Raw genomic sequence first — 18,062 nt, 5'->3', positions numbered from 1 at the left:
GGGTGGGGGGTGTCGGTGCCGGCGCGCCGTCAGCGCACCGACAGGCGGGCGACGGCGTCGGCCGCCGAGACGAGCGTGCGCTCTCCGGACCGGCGATCCCACAGCTCGACCTCGCCGTCGGCCGCCCCGCGGCCGACGATGACGATCTGCGGAACGCCGACGAGCTCGGCATCGCCGAACTTCACACCCGGCGAGACCTTCGGCCGATCGTCGTAGAGCACGTCGAGTCCCGCACCCTCGAGGTCGGCCGACAGCTTCTCGGCGAGCTCGAAGGCCACGGCATCCCGCCCCGTCGCCACGACCTGCACGTCGAACGGCGCCACGGATGCCGGCCAGATGAGGCCCTTGTCGTCGTTGTTGAGCTCGGCGATGATCGCGAGGATGCGGGTGACGCCGATGCCGTAGGAGCCCATCGTGACGGTCACGAGCTTGCCGTTCTCGTCGAGCACCTTGAGACCGAGCGCGTCCGCATACTTGCGCCCCAGCTGGAAGACGTGGCCGATCTCCATGCCGCGGGCGAGCTCGACCGGGCCGGAGCCGTCGGGCGCCGGGTCGCCGGCGCGCACCGTCGCGACCTCGACGTACCCGTCGGCGGCGAAGTCGCGACCGGCGACGAGCGAGTGCACGTGCTTCTGATCGATGTTCGCGCCGGTGATCCATCGCGTGCCGTCCACGACGCGGGGGTCGAGGACGTAGCGGATGCCGGTGGCCGACTCCTCGCCCAGGATCGCGCCCTGGGGCGACCACGGCCCGATGTACCCCTTGACCAGCAGCGGGTGCTTCTCGAAGTCCTCGGGCGTGGCGGGCTCGACCTCGGCGGGCGCGAACGCCACCTCGACGCGCTTGTCGTCGACGTCGCGGTCGCCGGGGAGGCCGACGACGACGAGCTCGCGGGTGCCGTCGAGGTGCGTGAGAGCGAGGACGACGTTCTTGAGGGTGTCGGCGGCGGTGTACTCGCCGTCGAGCACGGCGTTGGCGTGCGCCACGAGCGTGTCGATCGTGGGCGTGTTCGGGGAGTCGAAGATCACGGGCTCGCCGAACCCGTCGAACGCGATGGGCTCGGGCGCCAGGGTCTCGAACGCCTCCACATTGGCCGCGTAGCCGCCGGCCGAGCGCACGAACGTGTCCTCGCCGATCGCCGTCGGGTGCAGGAACTCCTCGCTGCGCGAGCCGCCCATCGCCCCGGCATCCGCCTGGACGATGACATACTCCAGGCCCAGGCGCTGGAAGATCCGCTCGTAGGCGTCGCGCTGGGCCATGTAGCTGGTGTCGAGCCCGGCGTCGGTGTAGTCGAAGGAGTAGGCGTCCTTCATCGTGAACTCGCGGCCGCGCAGGAGACCCGCACGCGGGCGGGCCTCGTCGCGGTACTTGTCCTGGATCTGGTAGATCGTCAGCGGCAGGTCTTTGTAGGAGCCGTACAGGTCCTTCACCAGCAGCGTGAACGCCTCTTCGTGGGTGGGGGCGAGCAGGTAGTCGGCGCCCTTGCGGTCCTTGAGGCGGAAGATGCCGTCGCCGTACTCCTCCCAGCGCCCGGTCGCCTCATAGGGGTCGCGCGGCATGAGCGCCGGGAAGTGGACCTCCTGCGCTCCGGCCGCCGTCATCTCCTCGCGGATGATGGTCTCGATGCGGGCCTTCACGCGCAGGCCCAGCGGCAGCCACGCGAAGATCCCCGGCGCCTGACGGCGGATGTAGCCGGCGCGCACGAGCAGGCGGTGGCTCGTGACCTCGGCATCCGAGGGGTCTTCGCGAAGCGTGCGGAGGAAGAAGTTCGACAGACGGGTGACCACGAGCGTCAAGCCTAGTCCGGTGGGTGTCCCTGCACCCTCCGACCTAGACTGACCCGGTGCCGCACCGCCGCTCCCGCATCGCCCCACGAGCGGTCCGCGGCGAGCTCGCCGCCGCGCTCGCGGATCTGCGCGCCCAGCTCGGCATCCCGGAGGGCTACCCCGCCGATGCGCAGGCCGAGGCCGAGCGTGCCGCCGACACCGTGCCGGTCGCGCCCTCGGCATCCGGGCTGGCCGATCTCCGCGACATCCCCTTCCTCACGATCGATCCCGCCGGATCCACCGACCTCGACCAGGCGCTGCACCTCGAACGCACCGCGAGCGGGGCGATCCTGCACTACGCGATCGCCGACGTCCCCGCGTTCGTGAGCGCCGGCGGCGCTCTGGATGCCGAGACCCGCCGCCGCGGCCAGACCCTCTACGCTCCCGACGGCCGCATCCCGCTGCATCCGGGGGTGCTCGGCGACGGCGCCGCCTCGCTGCATCCGGGGCGAGATCGCCGCGCGTTCGTCTGGCGATTCGTCCTCGACGACGGCGCGCGGCCCGTCGAGACGACCCTCACCCGCGCGGTGGTGCGCTCGCGGCGGCAATGGTCGTACGTGGACGCGCAACGCGCGATCGATGCGGGCGACGCGCCGGCCACGCTCCTGGCGCTCCCCTGGTTCGGTGCGGCGCGCGCCGACCGCGAGCGGGAGCGCGGCGGCGCGAGCCTGAACCTGCCCGAGACCCGCGTCGTCTCGCCACCGGCCGGAGAGCCCGGGGAGTACGCCCTCGATCGCAGCGACGGGGTACCGCTCGAGGACTGGAATGCCGATGTGTCGCTGCTGACGGGCATGGCCGCGGCGCAGATCATGATCGACGGTCGCATCGGCATCCTGCGGACCATGCCACCCGCGGCCGCGGAGGATGTGGCGTCCTTCCGCTCACAGACCGTCGCGCTCGGGATGCCGTGGGCACCGGAGGTGGCGTACGGGGACTATCTCCGCGGTCTCGACCGATCCCCCGCCGCGCGGGTGGTCCGCGAGTACGCGGCAGCCCTGTTCCGCGGCGCGGGCTACACGACGTTCGACGGCGACGTGCCGGCCGAGACGATGCAGGCGGCGATCGGCGCTCCGTACGCCCACACGACCGCGCCGCTGCGGCGCCTCGTCGACCGCTGGTCGCTGGTCATCTGCGATGCGCTCGCGAACGGCCGCGAGGTGCCCGAGTGGGCGCGTTCGTCGCTGGCCGGGCTGCCGGCCGCGATGGCGCGGAGCGCCGCCGTCGCGGGCCGTCTGGATGCGGGGTCGATCGATCGCGTCGAGGCGGCGCTGCTCGCCGGCCACGAGGGAGAGGTGTTCGATGCGCTCGTGCTGAACGTCCGCGGCACGACGGCCCGCGTCCAGATCGATCGGCCCCCGGTCGAGGCGACGGTCACGGGCCTCGACGCCGCCCCCGGGACGAGCGCCGCGATCCGGCTTCTCGCGGCATCCGTCCCGGACGGGACCATCGCGTTCGCCCCCGCCTGAGCCCCGCGGTCATCCGCGGCAGGCGGGGCCGCGCGACGGTCAGGAGTCGAACGAGACGAGTCGATTGCTCTGCAGCGTCTGCAGCGTCGGGGTGAGCGCGCGCCCGAAGGTCTGGGGATCGGCGAGACCCTCGCGGTGGGAGGTCTGTGCGATGTGGCGGAGCCCCTCGACGGCGTCGCGGTCGTTCGCACCGCACACGTGGAGGAAGGCCCGGGTCCCCGCGGCGAACACCGGGGGTCCGTCGATGCGGTCGAGCTCGAGCCAGGAATCGGCCACGAGCATGAACGATGCGGTCAGATCCGGTTCGCTCCGCAGGTGGAGACGGAACTGCCCGGCCCCGCCCTCGGTGAGCAGACCCCCCACGGCCATCCGCAGCCGGGCCAAGGCGCCGGCGCGGGCGAGCTCGGCGGTCAGCCCCCTCTCGGCGAGCGCGTTGTGCGTGAGGGTCACATGCCGATCGCCCTCATCCAGCCCGAGCACAGCGAAGAGCCCGGACCCTGCAGGCTCGGACCAGGGCAGGTCGTCGTCACCGGCGCCGCGCTCGACGAGGGCCGCGGTGATCTGCGCCTGATCTTCGGCGCTGCGCAGCAGCAGGTTGACAGCGGGGAACAGTGCGGTCGTCCCCGCAGCTTCGTCGAGCAGGACGAGTACCCGTTCGTCACCGTTCCTCGCTTCGACGAGCTTCACCGCCGGCGGCGACGCGGAGGGGCGCTTCCGGCGGAACAGACTCATGGGCCGATGCTATTCAGAACGGCTCGTCCGTCTCTCCGACCGCACCGGCCGCGGTGACGCAGACCTGCCCCTCCGTGGGCCGCGGGGGCGCGATTCTCGGTGGCTCGTGCTCCTGCGCGATGTCCGTCGTGCGGAGGGGTCAGAGACAGCGCCGCGGAGCAGGGGACGAGGTCATGCCCATCGCGGCAGCCAGAGAGCGCGATGCGATATATTGCATATCGTGCCTCTCTCGCTCACGCCCGTACCGCGCGCCCTCCTGCGCGACGACGTGCACGCCCGCTTGCGCGACGCCATCGTCGACGGCACGCTCGCGCCCGGCGAACAGCTGCGCGACGTCGAGCTGGCCGAACGGCTCGGCGTCAGCCGGACGCCCGTGCGCGAGGCGCTGCTCGAGCTCGCCCGCGCCGGACTCGTGACGGCCACGCCCGGCCGCTCCACCGTCGTCGCCCCCCTCGACCCCCGGGCGATCCGCGATGCTCAGGCCGTCGTCGGCGCTCTCCACGCCCTCGCCGTGCGGACGGCCGTGCCGCTGCTGACGGCGGCGGATCTGTCCGCCATGCGCGACGCCAACGCGGCGTTCACCGCCGCGCAGCGGGCCGGCGACACCGACGCCGCCCTCGCCGCGGACGAGCGCTTCCATCGCGTCGCGCTCGATGCCAGCGGCAACGCGGCCGCCGTCGCGGTCATCGCCCAGTACGAGCCGGTCCTGCGTCGCGTGGAGCGGCTGCGGTTCGCCTCGCACGAAGGCGCAGAGTCGGCCGCTCGGCATGAACGACTCATCGCGCTGTGCGCCGACGGCGACGCCGACGGCGCCGCCCGCCTGGCCGAGCAGACGTGGCAGAGCCTCGGCATCCCGACCACCCGGATTACCCCGATCGAACAGGACCCCGCATGAAGCTGCACGAGTTCCCGCGCCACCCGCTCACGTTCGGCCCCAGCCCGTTGCAGCACCTGGCGCGGCTCAGCGATCACCTCGGCGGTGCGCAGATCTGGGCCAAACGCGAAGACGTGAACAGCGGCCTCGCGTTCGGCGGCAACAAGGTACGCAAGCTCGAGTACATCGTCCCCGACATCCTCGCCTCCGGCGCCGACACGATCGTCTCGATCGGCGGCTACCAGTCCAACCACACCCGACAGGTGGCGGCCGTCGCGGCGCACCTCGGGCTGAAGGCGCGGCTCGTGCAGGAGAAGTGGGTTCCGTGGGACGACCCCACCAACGACAAGGTCGGCAACATCCTGCTCTCGCGCATGATGGGCGCGGACTCGCGCCTCGACGACGCCGGGTTCGACATCGGCATCCGCGATTCCTGGAAGCAGGCCCTGGCCGAGGTCGAGGCCGGCGGCGGAACGCCCTATCCGATCCCGGCCGGCGCGAGCGAGCACCCGCTCGGCGGCCTCGGTTTCGCGAACTGGGCGTTCGAGGTCGCTGAACAGGAGAAGCAGCTCGGGGTGTTCTTCGACACGATCATCGTGTGCACCGTGACCGGCTCCACCCACGCGGGCATGATCGCCGGGTTCGCGGCGCTGGAGGAGGCCACCGGGGTGAAGCGCCGCGTGCTCGGGATCGACGCGTCCGCCACACTCCAGAAGACCCGGGACCAGGTGGCGCGCATCGCCCGCCACACCGCGGAGCTCATCGAGCTCGGCCGCGACCTCCGCGACGACGAGATCCAGGTGCTGGAGGGCTGGGCGGGCGAGCTGTACGGCATCCCCGTCGACTCGACGATGGAGGCGATGGCCATCGGCGCGCAGCTGGAGGCGATGATCACCGACCCGGTCTACGAGGGGAAGTCTCTCGCGGGACTCATCGATCTCGTCGGCTCGCGCGACATCCCGGCGTCGTCGACCGTGCTCTACGCGCACCTGGGCGGACAGCCGGCGATCAACGCCTATCACTCGCTGTGGGACCCGACGGTCGCTCCCCGGTGACGCGAGCGAGCGGCCCGACGCCCTCGCGCCGCTCGAAGACCAGGTGGGTCTCGGTCGTGCGCACCGACTCGTGCACGGTGATGTGCTGCAGCACGATGTCACGCAGCGCCGCGGCATCCTCGACCGCGACGTGCACGAGGAAGTCGTCCTCGCCCGCAACGTGGAACGCCTCGATCACTCCGGGCGTCGCGACGATCGCATCGAAGAGCCGGCCGACGCCCTCGCGGGTGTGACGGCCGAGCCGGACGCGGATGACCGCCTGCAGCGGCAGACCGAGGGATGCCGGGTCGACGAGCACCCGCACGCCGGTGAGCACGCCGCGCGAACGCAGCGTCCGCACGCGGTACGCGCACGTCGACTCGGCGATGCCGAGATCATCGGCGAGCGCCTTGTTGGAGCGCCCGGGAGCGCGCACGATCGCCGCGAGCACACGGAGGTCGAGCTCGTCCAGAGCGGATGCGGCGCCTTGTGGTTCCGGCAAGGGCGGCTCCTCACGGTCGCGCGGGATTGATGACAGCGGCACAATTCGATCATTCGATTGCCGTTTCCACAATCACACACGCGGTCTGCCGCTCTTTCCTTCATACTCGCGGGCATGACGCACCCCGACACACTCGCCGTCCACGCCGGTCGTGACGACTTCGCCGCCCTCGGCGTGCACACTCCGCCGCTGGACCTGTCATCCACGTACCCCCTGCCGGACGTCGAGCGCGGCGGAGACTCCTACGAGGCGCTGGCCACCGGGGGCACGCCCATCGACGGGGGCAGCCACGTGTACGCGCGGCTGTGGAACCCCACCGTGGCGCGCTTCGAAGAGGCCCTCGCGGCACTCGAGCACGCCGAGGCCGCTGTCGCGTTCGCGTCCGGGATGGCCGCGCTCACCGCCGCCGTCCTCTCGCACACGGTGTCCGTCGGTCGCCCGCACGTCGTGGCGGTGCGTCCGCTGTACGGCGGCAGCGACCATCTGCTGGCGACCGGCCTGCTCGGCACCGACGTGACCTTCTGCTCCGCGGACGAGGTCGGAGCGTCGCTGCGACCGGACACCGGCCTGGTGATCGTCGAGACGCCCGCGAACCCCACGCTGGACCTCGTCGATATCGCCGGCGTGGTCGCGCAGGCGGACGGCGTGCCGGTGCTCGTGGACAACACCTTTGCCACCCCGGTGCTGCAGCAGCCGCTCCACCACGGCGCGGCGATGTCGCTGCACAGCGCGACGAAGTACCTCGGCGGCCACGGCGACGTCGTCGGCGGGGTCATCGCCTGCGGCCCGGAGTCCGCGGCGGCCCTGCGACGCGTGCGCGCCATCACCGGCGGCATCCTCCATCCGCTCGGCGCGTATCTCCTCCACCGCGGACTGCCGACGCTGCCGCTGCGCATGCGGGCCCAGCAGGCGTCGGCGGCGCACATCGCTCGGCATCTGCAGGAGGACGATGCGGTCGTCGACGTCTTCTACCCCGGACTGCACGGTGATCCGCAGGGACTCCTGACGCGCCAGCAGCACGGCGGCGGCGCGATGCTCGCTCTGCGCCTTCGGGACGGCTACGACGCGGCGGCACAGGTCGCGGCATCCCTGCGCCTGTTCACCCACGCGGTGTCCTTGGGCGGCGTCGACTCGCTCGTCCAGCATCCCGCGGCGCTCACGCACCGCCCCGTCGCGCCCGAGGCGCGCCCCGCCGCCGACATCCTGCGACTGTCGATCGGACTCGAGCACGTCGACGACCTGATCGCCGATCTGTCGCAGGCCCTGGCGCGGACGCGCGAGGGCCTGCGGGCGGTGAGCGCCGCGCGCTGACGACGCTCGCGAACGGCGCTCAGCCCTGGCTCAGCGCGGAGATCACGGACGCCGTCGCGTCGACGATGTGGGGCGCCTCCGTGACCTTGATGAGGTTGATCCCATCGGTGGCGACCACGAACGAACTGTCCGGACGGATGGCGCCTGTGCCCTCGATCGCCTGCTGCGCGCCCGCGACGACAACCGACGTCAGCGATTTCCGCGACGACAGGTCTTTCTCGAGCTGCTCCCATTCATCCGCGGCGCCGGGATAGGCGGTGATGACGATCGCCGTCATGCCGTCTGTCGACGACGAGTACCACTTGCAGTCGATCGTCGTCCCGCGGGCAACCGCGAGCTCCCCCGGAACGTCGGTTCCGAACCCCGATGGATAGCCGGACTCGACGTCGGTTGAGCCGAGAATGCCCGCAAGGTCGAGCCGGCTTCCCAGGTCCTCGCAGGTGGGCGCCGCCCACCATTGCGTGCTCGGCGTCGCCGCTCGCGGTGCGGGCGACGTCGACAGGGAATCCCGGGCGAGCGGGGCCAGCTTCTCCACGTCCTCCGTCAATCGGACCTGGGACTCCGGCGCGTCGTCGCCCACCTCGCCATCGATCGTGACCAGGAGCCAGGTCGTGTCGTTGCGGACCGCGATCCGACACCCCCAACCGTCGTAGAGATATCCCTCGCAGACCACGCTGCCGTAGCGGGACTGGGTGGTTTCCGGGACCACATCGACGGGAGCGGCAAAGCTCCGCACGGCCGAACCGCTCCCCGTCCGCCAGACGCATTCCAGGCCGCCGAGGGTACGCACGCCGATCGAGGTGATCTCAGAAGGCTGAGCGAGATCTCTCCCCAGAATCGAGGAGAGCCGCGTCGCGTCCACGATGGCGGCGCAATCGCCTCCGAAGGCAGGGCGGGCTCCCGAGTCGAGCTCCGACGTCGGCGTGGGACTCTCGGGCACCGGGGCCACGGCCTCGCTCGTCGAAGGGGAGCTCACGGTGGAGCCATCGGACGCACACGCCTGCAGCGACACGACGGTCGCCGCCAGCACGATGACAAGCGCGGTGCGCCGAGCGACGTCTCTCGTACGCGTGGACAAGGTGGCCATAGGGCCATCGTCGCACGCGCGCGAAGCGGCGTTCGCCTCGGCTCACAACGATCTCGTCACGCCCATGCCGGCGGCGGCATACGATGCGCCCGCCGAGGAACGGGGACCGGTGTCAGACCGTGACGACCTGCGCCGTTCCGAGCGGGGCGTCGGGGCCCATCTCGTCGGCGATGCGATTGGCCTCTTCGATCAGGGTGGCCACGATCTCGGCCTCCGGGACGGTCTTGATGACCTCACCCTTGACGAAGATCTGTCCCTTGCCGTTGCCGGACGCGACGCCGAGGTCGGCCTCGCGCGCCTCACCGGGGCCGTTGACGACGCAGCCCATGACGGCGACGCGCAGCGGCACGGTCATGTCCTTGAGGCCTTCGGTGACGTCGTTGGCGAGGGTGTAGACGTCGACCTGCGCCCGCCCGCACGACGGGCACGAGACGATCTCGAGCTTGCGCTCGCGGAGGTTCAGCGACTGCAGGATCTGGTGACCCACCTTGACCTCTTCGGCCGGCGGCGCCGACAGCGAGACGCGGATCGTGTCGCCGATGCCCTCGCCGAGCAGGATGCCGAAGGCGGTCGCGCTCTTGATCGTGCCCTGGAACGCGGGACCGGCCTCGGTCACACCGAGGTGCAGGGGCCAGTCGCCCCGCTCGGCGAGCATGCGGTAGGCCTTCACCATGACGATCGGGTCGTTGTGCTTCACCGAGATCTTGAAGTCGTGGAAGTCGTGCTCCTCGAACAGCGAGGCCTCCCAGACGGCGCTCTCCACGAGCGCCTCCGGAGTCGCCTTGCCGTACTTCTCCAGCAGCCGCTTGTCGAGCGAGCCGGCGTTCACGCCGATGCGCAGCGACACACCGGCATCCTTCGCCGCCTTCGCGATCGCGCCGACCTGGTCGTCGAACTTGCGGATGTTGCCCGGGTTCACGCGCACCGCGCCGCAGCCCGCGTCGATCGCCTGGAAGACGTACTTGGGCTGGAAGTGGATGTCGGCGATCACGGGGATCTGACTCTTCTTCGCGATGATGTGCAGCACATCCGCGTCATCCTGGCTAGGAACGGCGACGCGCACGATTTCGCAGCCGGATGCCGTGAGCTCCGCGATCTGCTGGAGCGTGGCGTTGATGTTGGTCGTGGGCGTCGTGCACATCGACTGCACGCTCACGGGCGCGTCGCCGCCGACGAGCACCTTCCCGACCTTGATCTGACGGCTCTTGCGGCGCGGGGCGAGGACGTCCGGCACACGCGGCATCCCGATGTTCACTGCTGGCACTGCACCAGCCTACGCCGCGCTGGCCGCGCGGGGGCTGTGCGGCTGACGTCAGGGGGATGTCGCGAACTCGTCGAAGACGCGGAGAAGGAGCATCGTCGGATCTCCGGTGCCGCTGGCGCCGATGCCGACCCGGGCGAGGTTCACGCCGTCGGCGGCGAGCGCGGTCTTCCCGTCCACCGCCGCGGACAGTCCGCCCGCGAGGCTCGAGCGCTCCCCGGCGGCCAACGCCGCGTCCGCCGCCCACGCCCCGCCGGGCGAGAGCTGAAGGGTCGTCAGCCCGTAGGTCGCATCGATGGCGGGGTCGTCGAAGTCGGGAAACCACATGCAGGTGAGCGAGACTCCGGCGCTCTCGAGCAGACGCCACGTCCACTCCCGGCTGGGGTCGCCCTCCCACCAGCCGGTGATGTAGGTCGACCCGAGGAAGTCGGCGAGTCCGAGGCGCTGGCCCAGATCCTCACAGGAGATCTCCGTGCTCCACCATCCCGCCGTACGCACCAGCGGAACGGGCCGAACCGCCCCCGCCGCATTCGCCGTGACCGCGTCGAGCACGGACCGCAGCAGCGCGGCGGGGGTGTCGACGCCCTCTGCCGCCGCCTGGACGGTCTGCACAACGAGCCAGACGCCGTCGACGTCAGCTCCCAGCGTGCACGACATCGCATCATAGATCTGAACGCACGTCCCCGCCTCAGCCTCGGCTCGCAGATCCCGAGGGATCACCGAGGTCGGGAAGGCGAGCACGGAAACTCTCTCGATGTCGGCAATCAGTGACTGCCAGTCCACTCCGCGCCACGTGCATTCGACACCGCCCAGCGTCCCGATGCCGACATCTCGCCCCGGATCGGCGTCGACAGGCGTGGACTCCGCGTCGAACAGCGACGTGCGCTGCTCCTCACGCAGGACGGCGTCGCAGTCGCCCCCGAAGGCGATCGTGTGCTCCGCGGGCGGCGTCGCCGTCGGCGTGGACGTCGCCGAGGCGACGGGCGACGCGGACTCGACGGGTGCCGCAGCGCCCCGTGCACAGCCCGCCAGCACCAGGACGCACGCCGCTGCGGCTATGACGACGGGGACCGATCGGGGGGCGGAGGCGCTCATCCCTTCACCCTGACGCACGGCGCTGCAGAGGCGCATCGGCGGCGGCCGTTCGTTTCGAGATCGTGATCGCGCACCGGCGGCCGATACCCGCCGCGCCGACGCGCACGTGTCGTTCTGATATCGTGACCGCATGTTCGCGAACACCTCCTGGTGGCCCACCCGCTGAGGCGGTGTGCTCGCGACCCACGACCACAGACCGCCCTCGAGGCGGTCTTTTCGTTCCCGGACGAACCCAGCCCGCCCGACCTGAAGAAAGGCCCGGCGATGACCCCGAGCCCCGCCCTCCTGGAGTCCGTGCTGCGCGCGGATCGCCCCTTCGCCCTGATCGCGCGGGATCCCGACACCGTCGAGCTGCTCGTCGGCGATGTCGTCGACGTCGCCCTGCTCGCCGACATCCCGCTGACGGATGCGACCGGCGCCCCGCGAGAGGTGCTGGCGCTGGTGCCGTACCGGCAGGTCGTCGAGCGCGGCTTCGCATGCCACGACGACGGCGCGCCGTTGCGCTGCCTCGTCGTCGAGGAGCACACCACGCTCCCCCGCGCCGACGTGCTGGCGGCGCTGCCGACCGCGACGGTGCCGCTGGCCGACGCCGGGTTCGACATCTCCGACGACGAGTACGCCGCGATCGTGCGCACCGTCATCGCCGATGAGATCGGTCGCGGCGAGGGCGCGAACTTCGTCATCCGGCGCGACTTCACGGCATCCGTCGACACCGATGCCCTCACCGCCGGCCTGATCTGGTTCCGCGCGCTGCTCGAACACGAGCGCGGCGCCTACTGGACCTTCCTCGTCTCCACCCCCGGCCACCTCGCGGTCGGGGCGAGCCCGGAAGCGCACGTGAGCGCGCAGGCCGGGGCTCCCGCCGGGCCCGGCCACAGCACGGTGACGATGAACCCGATCTCCGGCACGTTCCGCCACCCGGCCGGCGGGGCCACGGCAGAGACCCTGACGGAGTTCCTCTCGTCCACCAAGGAGACCGAAGAGCTCTTCATGGTGGTCGACGAGGAGCTCAAGATGATGAGCGCCGTCTGCAGCGACGGGGGCCGCATCACCGGCCCGCATCTCAAGGAGATGTCGCGGTTGACGCACACCGAGTACATCCTGCGCGGGACGAGCACGATGGATCCGCGGGACATCCTGCGCGAGACGATGTTCGCCCCGACGGTCACCGGATCGCCCATGCAGAACGCGTGCACCGTCATCCAGCGGCACGAACGCGCTCCGCGCGGCTACTACTCGGGCGTCGCCGCACTGTTCACGCCCACGCCCGGCGGCGGACACGACCTCGACGCGCCGATCCTCATCCGCACGGCGTATCTCGTCGACGGCACGCTGCGCGTGCCGGTCGGCGCGACGCTCGTGCGTCACTCCGATCCCGACGGCGAGGTCGGTGAGACCCATGGAAAGGCCGCGGGCGTGCTGGGCGCCATCGGCGCGGTCGCCCGCGACGTCGTCGCGGAGGCGAGCGCGCTCGACGAAGACGCGCCCGCCGCCCGGCCTCCCCGCCTCGCCGACGTGCCCGAGATCGCCGCACTGCTGGCCGCGCGCAACGAACGCCTCGCGTCGTTCTGGCTCGAGCCGCAAGCCGGGGAGATCGCGGGACCGTACTCCGGGCGCACCGCGGTCGTCGTCGACGCCGAAGACCGCTTCACGACGATGCTCGCGCACCAGCTGCGCCACCTCGGCTTCGCGGTCTCGATCCTCCCGTGGAACGACGCGGATGCCGCGGCCCTCGCGGCCGCTGACCTGGTGGTCGCCGGGCCCGGCCCCGGCGACCCGCGTGACGACGCCAACGCACGGATCCGGACGATGCGCGCCGTCGTGGCCGACCGGCTGGAGAGCGGCCGCCCCCTGCTGGCCGTCTGCCTGAGCCACCAGATCCTCGCCGATCGGCTCGGCATCTCCCTGGCCCCGTTGGACGCGCCGCATCAGGGCCTGCAGAAGACGGTCGACGTCTTCGGGGTGCCGGCGTCCATCGGCTTCTACAACACCTTCACGGCGCGTGTCGAGCCGGGCACCGACGAGATCGGCCGGACGCGGATCTCGGCCGACCCGGCATCCGGCGACGTCTACGCGCTCCGCGGGCCGGGCTACGCCTCGGTGCAGGGCCACCTCGAGTCGATCCTGTCGCGCGACGGGCTGCGGACCCTCGAGAGCCTCATCGCCGACGCGCTGTCCTGAACCGGGGCGCGAGGGCGCTCAGCCGAAGATCTTCATCGGGTTGACGATGTCGGCCAGGATGAGGATGCCGCCCATCACGATGAGCGCGATGACGACGACGAAGGTGACCGGCACGAGCCGTGTCGCGTCGACGGGAGCGGGCGGCGGCCGCCGCCACAGCTTCGCCCAGGCCCGCTTGAGTCCGTCCCAGAGCGCGACGACGACGTGCCCGCCGTCCAACGGGAGCAACGGGATGAGGTTGAAGACGAACAGCGCGAGGTTGAGCGATCCGAGCAGACCGAGGATCGTGGCCACCCGGTCGAGGACGGGCGCGTCGATGGCCGCCGCCTCTCCGGCGAGCCGGCCCACGCCGACGACCGAGAGCGGGCCGTTGGGATCGCGCGGCGCCCCCGTGACCAGGTCGGACGCCGTCTGGTAGACCCGGACCGGGAGCTGCCACATGATGCCGGCGACCTGGCCGGCCTGCTGCAGCGCGGCGGCGGGCCCGTCCCACAGCGGCTGGCGCACATAGGCGGTCGCGGCCGTCATCCCGACGAAGCCGACCTCCGCGGTCACCGCCGTGCCGTCCGGACCCGCGATCTGGCGCTGCGCGAGCAACGGCGTCACGCGCAGGGTCTGCTCGACGCCGTCGCGACGGACGACGACGTCGATCGTGCGGTTCGGGGCGGCCTGGATGATCGCCGACGCCTCCTCGAAGGTGGCGACGGCGGTCCCGTCGACCGACACGAGCTCGTCGCCGGGGCGAAGGCCCGCCGCCGCGGCCGGCGACTGCGGGTCGTCCGCGGTGCAGGCGGTCTGGGTGGAGCCGGCCGGCAGGACGCATTCGTTGACGGCGGCGACCGTCGTGGTGGCCGTCTGCACCCCGATCCCGCTGAACACGATGGCGAACAGCAGCATCGCGAGCAGCAGGTTCATGACGGGGCCGCCCAGCATGATGACGACCCGCTTCCACACGGGCAGCGCGTGGAACGTGCCCGTGCTGTCGTCTCCGGCGATCGTCTCGTCATTGGCGGCGCGGGCGTCCTGCACCATCGTGGCGAAGAACCCGCCCCCCGCCTTGCCCGCGGCACCGCCCACCGCGGCGCGGGCACGCGACCGCGGGTACATCCCCGCCATCGAGATGTAGCCGCCCAACGGCACGGCCTTCACGCCGTACTCGGTCTCGCCGAAGCGACGCGACCACAGCGTCGGTCCGAAGCCCACCATGTACTGCCCGACGCGGACGCCGAAGCGCTTCGCGGGCACGAGATGACCGATCTCGTGCAGGGCGATGGATGCGGCGAGTCCCACGACAAGCAGCAGGACGCCGACGATGAAGGCGATGACGGTCACGAGCGAACAGGCTACCCGCCACCGCTTTGAGTTTGCTCAGTCCGCGCCCCGGCCCCCGGTAGGCTCGACGTGTGCCCGAACGCCCGATGACCCGCCGGCTGCGGGCCCTGCGCGGGACGGCGGCGGCGGCGATCGCGACGACCCTCGCCTCGACCGGGCACACGTTCGGCGGCGGGGCCGCGCCGTCGCTGTGGCTGCTGGTCGCCGTGACCGTCCTGGCGGCGCCGCTCGCGGTCGCGATGGTCGGACGACGGCGCAGCCTTCCGCGGCTGGCGGCCGCCATCGCCACGGCCCAGATCGCCCTGCACACGGCGTTCGCCGTCGTCGGCGGCGCCGCACCGGTCACCCCCGCCGGGCACGAGCACGTGATGCCGGGCGTCGCGATCGGGGTCGCGACGACCCACGCCGGCGGGCATCTGACGGCCGCCATGCTGATCGGCCACCTGGTGGCCGCCCTCGTGACGATCGCGCTCGTCGCCTACGGCGAACGACTGCTCGCGATGATCGCGCGCGGCGTCCGTCGCCTCCTCGCCCGGGCCGCCGTGACGGCGCCCGGACCGCGTCCCCGCGCGCACGCCGCCCCGACCGACCGGCGCATCGCCCTCCCGCTCTTCCTGCTGTCCGCTCTTCGTCGACGGGGGCCGCCGGCGTTCGCACGCTGAGCACCGCCGCACCCGCGGCACCCGCGGCGCACGCGCCGCCCCGTCACCGCGGCATCCCGCCGCACCACGTACAGAAAGAGCACCCTGATGACCGTCACCACCCGTTCGCGCCGTCGCACCCGCCTCGCCGCCGGCCTCATCGCCGGCGCAGCCCTCGTCCTCGCCGCCCCGCTGGCCGCGTCCGCGCATGTCCACGTGACCCCCGACGAATCGTCGGCAGGCACGACCACCCGCCTCGCGTTCTCCTTCAGCCACGGCTGCGAGGACTCCCCGACCACCGCCGTGAAGATCACGGTGCCGCAGGGCATCGACGGGGTGAAGCCCGTGCTGGACGGCGCCTGGACGATCTCCCGTGAGCTGAACACCGACGGCATCCCCACGAGCGTCACGTTCACGGCCGTGACCCCCGTCGAGTCGGGCGTCGCGGCATCCGTCGCCCTCGACGTGATCTTCTCCTCCAGCGCCGCGAACACGTCGGTCGCCTTCCCCGTCCTGCAGACCTGCGCGACGGGATCGACCGACTGGTCGGAGGTCGCCGCCGAGGGACAGACCGAGGACGACCTGGCCGCCCCGGCACCGGTCGTCGCGGTCGGCGCCGTCTCCGCGGACGGCGGAGAGCACGGCCATGATGCCTCGACGGCCGAGGAGCACGCCGACGCCGACACGCACGCGTCGACGGATGCCGCGGCACCGGCAGACGCCGATCCCGTCGCCCGCTGGCTGAGCGGAGGGGCCCTGGTCGCGGCGCTCGCGGCGCTCGCGGTGGCCCTCCTCCGACGCCGCGCCTGACCCCCGGTCGGCGCGACCTCTCACCCGCGGCCGGGTGGCGGATTCGACCCCGTCGCCCGGCCGCTCTCAACGAGCCGCGATAGAGGGCACATAGTTTTCACATAACTCCATGCGCGAGCATGGGGGAATCATGACACCCGACATCGAGAGCACCCTGCCCCCGACGCTTCGCCCCGATCAGCCGCCGCAGAGGAGACTGATCGACCTCGTCGATCGCTTCGGCGGAGAGCTGCGCGCCGGAGACGGCGACACCGTGTTGCGCGGGATCACGCTGTCCACCAACGATCTGCGCCCCGGTGAGGCGTTCGTCGCCCTGCCCGGCACCCATCAGCACGGTGCCGAGTTCACGAGCGCGGCGGCCTCCCTCGACGCGGCGGCGATCATCACCGACGAGGAGGGCGCGCGCCTCGTCCGCGATGCGGCGCTGTCTCCCACGCTGCCGGTGGCCGTCTTCCCCGATCCCCGCGGCACCCTCGGTGCCATGTCGGCATGGGTCTACGGCACCGACCGCGACCTGCCGACCCTCCTCGCCGTCACCGGCACGAACGGCAAGACCAGCGTCTCGCACCTGCTGAAAGCGATCCTCGAGCAGATGGGGGTGGTCGCCGGACTGTCGTCCACCGCCGAGCGCCACATCGGCCCCGAGGTGATCACGTCGCGCCTGACCACGCCCGAGGCCAGCGAGTTCCACGCCCTCCTCGCCCTCATGCGCGAGCGCGGCGTCGAGGCCGTGGCCGACGAGGTCAGCGCTCAGGCCCTCGACCGCCACCGCGTGGACGGCATCGTCTTCGACGTCGCGGGCTTCACCAACCTGACCCACGACCACCTGGACGACTTCGGCGACATGGAGACCTACTTCCAGGCCAAGCTCCCCCTCTTCACCCCGGAGCGCAGCCGGAGGGCGGTCGTCAGCCTCGACTCGGAGTACGGGCCGCAGCTGGTCGCCGCCGCGACGGTGCCGACGACGACCATCACGACGCCGGCGATCGCGGCCGTGCCGGCATCCGCCGATTGGACCGTGGAGATCTCCGCGGAACGCCAGAACGGCACGACCTTCTCGCTGCGGGGTCCCGGCGGGCAGGCGCTGGAGACGACCGTGCCGGTGATCGGGCGGCACATGGCGTCCAACGCGGGGCTCGCGATCGTGATGCTCGTCGAGGCCGGGTACGAATGGTCGCGGATCCACGCCGCGCTCGACGGTCGCCGCATCGAGGCCGCCGTCCCCGGACGCACGCAGCGCGTCTCCGGGGATGCCGGGCCGGCGGTCTACGTCGACTTCGGGCACTCCCCGGACGCCTTCGACAAGACGCTGGCCGCGGTCCGGAGGGTCACCCCCGGGCGGGTGCTGATGCTGTTCGGCGCCGACGGCGACCGCGACACGACCAAGCGCTTCGACATGGGCCGCACGGCGGCGCTGGGCAGCGACATCCTCATCATCACGGATCACCATCCGCGTCACGAGGATCCGGACCAGATCCGCGCGGCGCTGCTGACGGGGGCCCGGGCGGCGATGTCCCGCGCCGAGATCCTGGAGATCTCCCCGCCCGAGCGCGCGATCGTCGAGGCCGTGAGCCGGGTCGGCGACGGCGACGCGATCCTCTGGGCGGGGCCCGGCCACCAGGACTACCGCGACATCCGCGGCGTCCGCACGCCCTACTCGGCGCGCGAGCTCGCCCGCCGAGCGCTCGACGCGGCGGGCTGGCCCGCCCCCGCACCGACGTGGACGGTGCCCTACCCCGCCGACTCCATCACACCATCGGATCCGACGCGGCCGTTCTGAGCTCCGCTCGGGCTCTCTCGCGAGGCGCTTCCCCTTTGTGGCCTGACCACATTGCGGGCGGCGCCTCGCCCGCTTCTCCTGTCGACTTCCTCCACAGTCCCGTTGTGGTCTGACCACAGGTCGTATGCTG

At 71.8% G+C, this 18,062-nt stretch carries 15 protein-coding genes; 8 read left to right on the top strand and 7 right to left on the bottom strand.

Annotation, left to right across the window (positions count from 1 at the left end; genetic code table 11):
- Positions 1-29 precede the first annotated feature (29 nt).
- Positions 30-1,787, bottom strand: a complete 1,758-nt coding sequence (locus tag AC6CQV_RS03730) for a proline--tRNA ligase (RefSeq protein ID WP_498260327.1) — start codon at positions 1,785-1,787, stop codon at positions 30-32.
- Positions 1,788-1,843: 56 nt separating this feature from the next.
- Here AC6CQV_RS03730 and AC6CQV_RS03725 point away from each other — a divergent pair, with 56 nt between their 5' ends.
- Positions 1,844-3,292 carry an RNB domain-containing ribonuclease gene (locus AC6CQV_RS03725; RefSeq protein ID WP_498260326.1) on the top strand — a complete coding sequence of 483 codons (1,449 nt, stop codon included), beginning with the start codon at positions 1,844-1,846 and terminating at the stop codon, positions 3,290-3,292.
- A gap of 39 nt (positions 3,293-3,331) precedes the next feature.
- Here the strand turns inward: AC6CQV_RS03725 and AC6CQV_RS03720 are convergent, their stop codons facing one another.
- Entirely contained in the window at positions 3,332-4,024 is a 693-nt protein-coding gene (locus tag AC6CQV_RS03720; protein WP_498260325.1) for a hypothetical protein, read from the bottom strand.
- Between the two features lie 220 nt (positions 4,025-4,244).
- Here AC6CQV_RS03720 and AC6CQV_RS03715 point away from each other — a divergent pair, with 220 nt between their 5' ends.
- Positions 4,245-4,919 (top strand): GntR family transcriptional regulator, encoded by a 675-nt coding sequence (locus AC6CQV_RS03715; protein WP_498260324.1) that lies wholly within the window; start codon positions 4,245-4,247, stop codon positions 4,917-4,919.
- Positions 4,916-5,953, top strand: coding sequence for a 1-aminocyclopropane-1-carboxylate deaminase (locus AC6CQV_RS03710; RefSeq protein ID WP_060960490.1), 1,038 nt, complete (start codon positions 4,916-4,918; stop codon positions 5,951-5,953). The genes AC6CQV_RS03715 and AC6CQV_RS03710 overlap by 4 nt, the downstream gene beginning before the upstream one ends.
- Here the strand turns inward: AC6CQV_RS03710 and AC6CQV_RS03705 are convergent.
- On the bottom strand, positions 5,907-6,434 hold the full coding sequence (locus AC6CQV_RS03705; protein ID WP_498260323.1) for an Lrp/AsnC family transcriptional regulator: 528 nt from the start codon (positions 6,432-6,434) through the stop codon (positions 5,907-5,909). The genes AC6CQV_RS03710 and AC6CQV_RS03705 overlap by 47 nt on opposite strands.
- Before the next feature lie 114 nt (positions 6,435-6,548).
- On the opposite strand from AC6CQV_RS03705, the gene AC6CQV_RS03700 reads away from it, so the two are divergent.
- Complete coding sequence (locus tag AC6CQV_RS03700) at positions 6,549-7,745, top strand: trans-sulfuration enzyme family protein (protein ID WP_498260322.1); 1,197 nt, start codon at positions 6,549-6,551, stop codon at positions 7,743-7,745.
- A 19-nt stretch (positions 7,746-7,764) separates the two neighbouring features.
- Here the strand turns inward: AC6CQV_RS03700 and AC6CQV_RS03695 are convergent, their stop codons facing one another.
- The 3 genes from AC6CQV_RS03695 to AC6CQV_RS03685 form a co-directional block, all read right to left on the bottom strand.
- On the bottom strand, positions 7,765-8,832 hold the full coding sequence (locus AC6CQV_RS03695) for a hypothetical protein (protein WP_498260321.1): 1,068 nt from the start codon (positions 8,830-8,832) through the stop codon (positions 7,765-7,767).
- Between the two features lie 112 nt (positions 8,833-8,944).
- The gene (ispG, locus tag AC6CQV_RS03690; RefSeq protein WP_498260682.1) at positions 8,945-10,075 is read right to left on the bottom strand and encodes a flavodoxin-dependent (E)-4-hydroxy-3-methylbut-2-enyl-diphosphate synthase; all 1,131 of its coding nucleotides are present in this window, start codon (positions 10,073-10,075) and stop codon (positions 8,945-8,947) included.
- A gap of 69 nt (positions 10,076-10,144) precedes the next feature.
- Complete coding sequence (locus tag AC6CQV_RS03685; RefSeq protein ID WP_498260320.1) at positions 10,145-11,188, bottom strand: hypothetical protein; 1,044 nt, start codon at positions 11,186-11,188, stop codon at positions 10,145-10,147.
- A gap of 264 nt (positions 11,189-11,452) precedes the next feature.
- On the opposite strand from AC6CQV_RS03685, the gene AC6CQV_RS03680 reads away from it, so the two are divergent.
- Positions 11,453-13,369 (top strand): chorismate-binding protein, encoded by a 1,917-nt coding sequence (locus AC6CQV_RS03680; RefSeq protein WP_498260319.1) that lies wholly within the window; start codon positions 11,453-11,455, stop codon positions 13,367-13,369.
- Between the two features lie 18 nt (positions 13,370-13,387).
- Here the strand turns inward: AC6CQV_RS03680 and AC6CQV_RS03675 are convergent, their stop codons facing one another.
- Positions 13,388-14,701, bottom strand: coding sequence for a M50 family metallopeptidase (locus tag AC6CQV_RS03675; protein ID WP_498260318.1), 1,314 nt, complete (start codon positions 14,699-14,701; stop codon positions 13,388-13,390).
- A gap of 71 nt (positions 14,702-14,772) precedes the next feature.
- On the opposite strand from AC6CQV_RS03675, the gene AC6CQV_RS03670 reads away from it, so the two are divergent.
- From AC6CQV_RS03670 to AC6CQV_RS03660, 3 genes are all read left to right on the top strand, one after another.
- Positions 14,773-15,363 (top strand): hypothetical protein, encoded by a 591-nt coding sequence (locus tag AC6CQV_RS03670; RefSeq protein ID WP_223848953.1) that lies wholly within the window; start codon positions 14,773-14,775, stop codon positions 15,361-15,363.
- 87 nt (positions 15,364-15,450) lie between these two features.
- A complete protein-coding gene (locus AC6CQV_RS03665; RefSeq protein ID WP_498260317.1) occupies positions 15,451-16,152 on the top strand; it encodes a DUF1775 domain-containing protein in 702 nt (233 codons plus the stop codon).
- Positions 16,153-16,282: 130 nt separating this feature from the next.
- Positions 16,283-17,932, top strand: coding sequence for a Mur ligase family protein (locus AC6CQV_RS03660; protein ID WP_191008819.1), 1,650 nt, complete (start codon positions 16,283-16,285; stop codon positions 17,930-17,932).
- The last annotated feature ends 130 nt before the right edge of the window (positions 17,933-18,062 follow it).

The sequence above is a fragment of the Microbacterium sp. EG9 genome, assembly GCF_059759475.1.
This window is presented reverse-complemented; position numbering and strand designations above follow the sequence as displayed.

Bases quoted from the DNA above. Each gene is read 5' to 3' on its own strand.
- AC6CQV_RS03695 (WP_498260321.1), bottom strand. From the start codon at position 8,832: ATGGCCACCTTGTCCACGCGTACGAGAGACGTCGCTCGGCGCACCGCG.
- AC6CQV_RS03700 (WP_498260322.1), top strand. From the start codon at position 6,549: ATGACGCACCCCGACACACTCGCCGTCCACGCCGGTCGTGACGACTTC.
- AC6CQV_RS03710 (WP_060960490.1), top strand. From the start codon at position 4,916: ATGAAGCTGCACGAGTTCCCGCGCCACCCGCTCACGTTCGGCCCCAGC.
- AC6CQV_RS03720 (WP_498260325.1), bottom strand. From the start codon at position 4,024: ATGAGTCTGTTCCGCCGGAAGCGCCCCTCCGCGTCGCCGCCGGCGGTG.
- AC6CQV_RS03680 (WP_498260319.1), top strand. From the start codon at position 11,453: ATGACCCCGAGCCCCGCCCTCCTGGAGTCCGTGCTGCGCGCGGATCGC.
- AC6CQV_RS03665 (WP_498260317.1), top strand. From the start codon at position 15,451: ATGACCGTCACCACCCGTTCGCGCCGTCGCACCCGCCTCGCCGCCGGC.
- AC6CQV_RS03660 (WP_191008819.1), top strand. From the start codon at position 16,283: ATGACACCCGACATCGAGAGCACCCTGCCCCCGACGCTTCGCCCCGAT.
- AC6CQV_RS03685 (WP_498260320.1), bottom strand. From the start codon at position 11,188: ATGAGCGCCTCCGCCCCCCGATCGGTCCCCGTCGTCATAGCCGCAGCG.
- ispG (WP_498260682.1), bottom strand. From the start codon at position 10,075: ATGCCGCGTGTGCCGGACGTCCTCGCCCCGCGCCGCAAGAGCCGTCAG.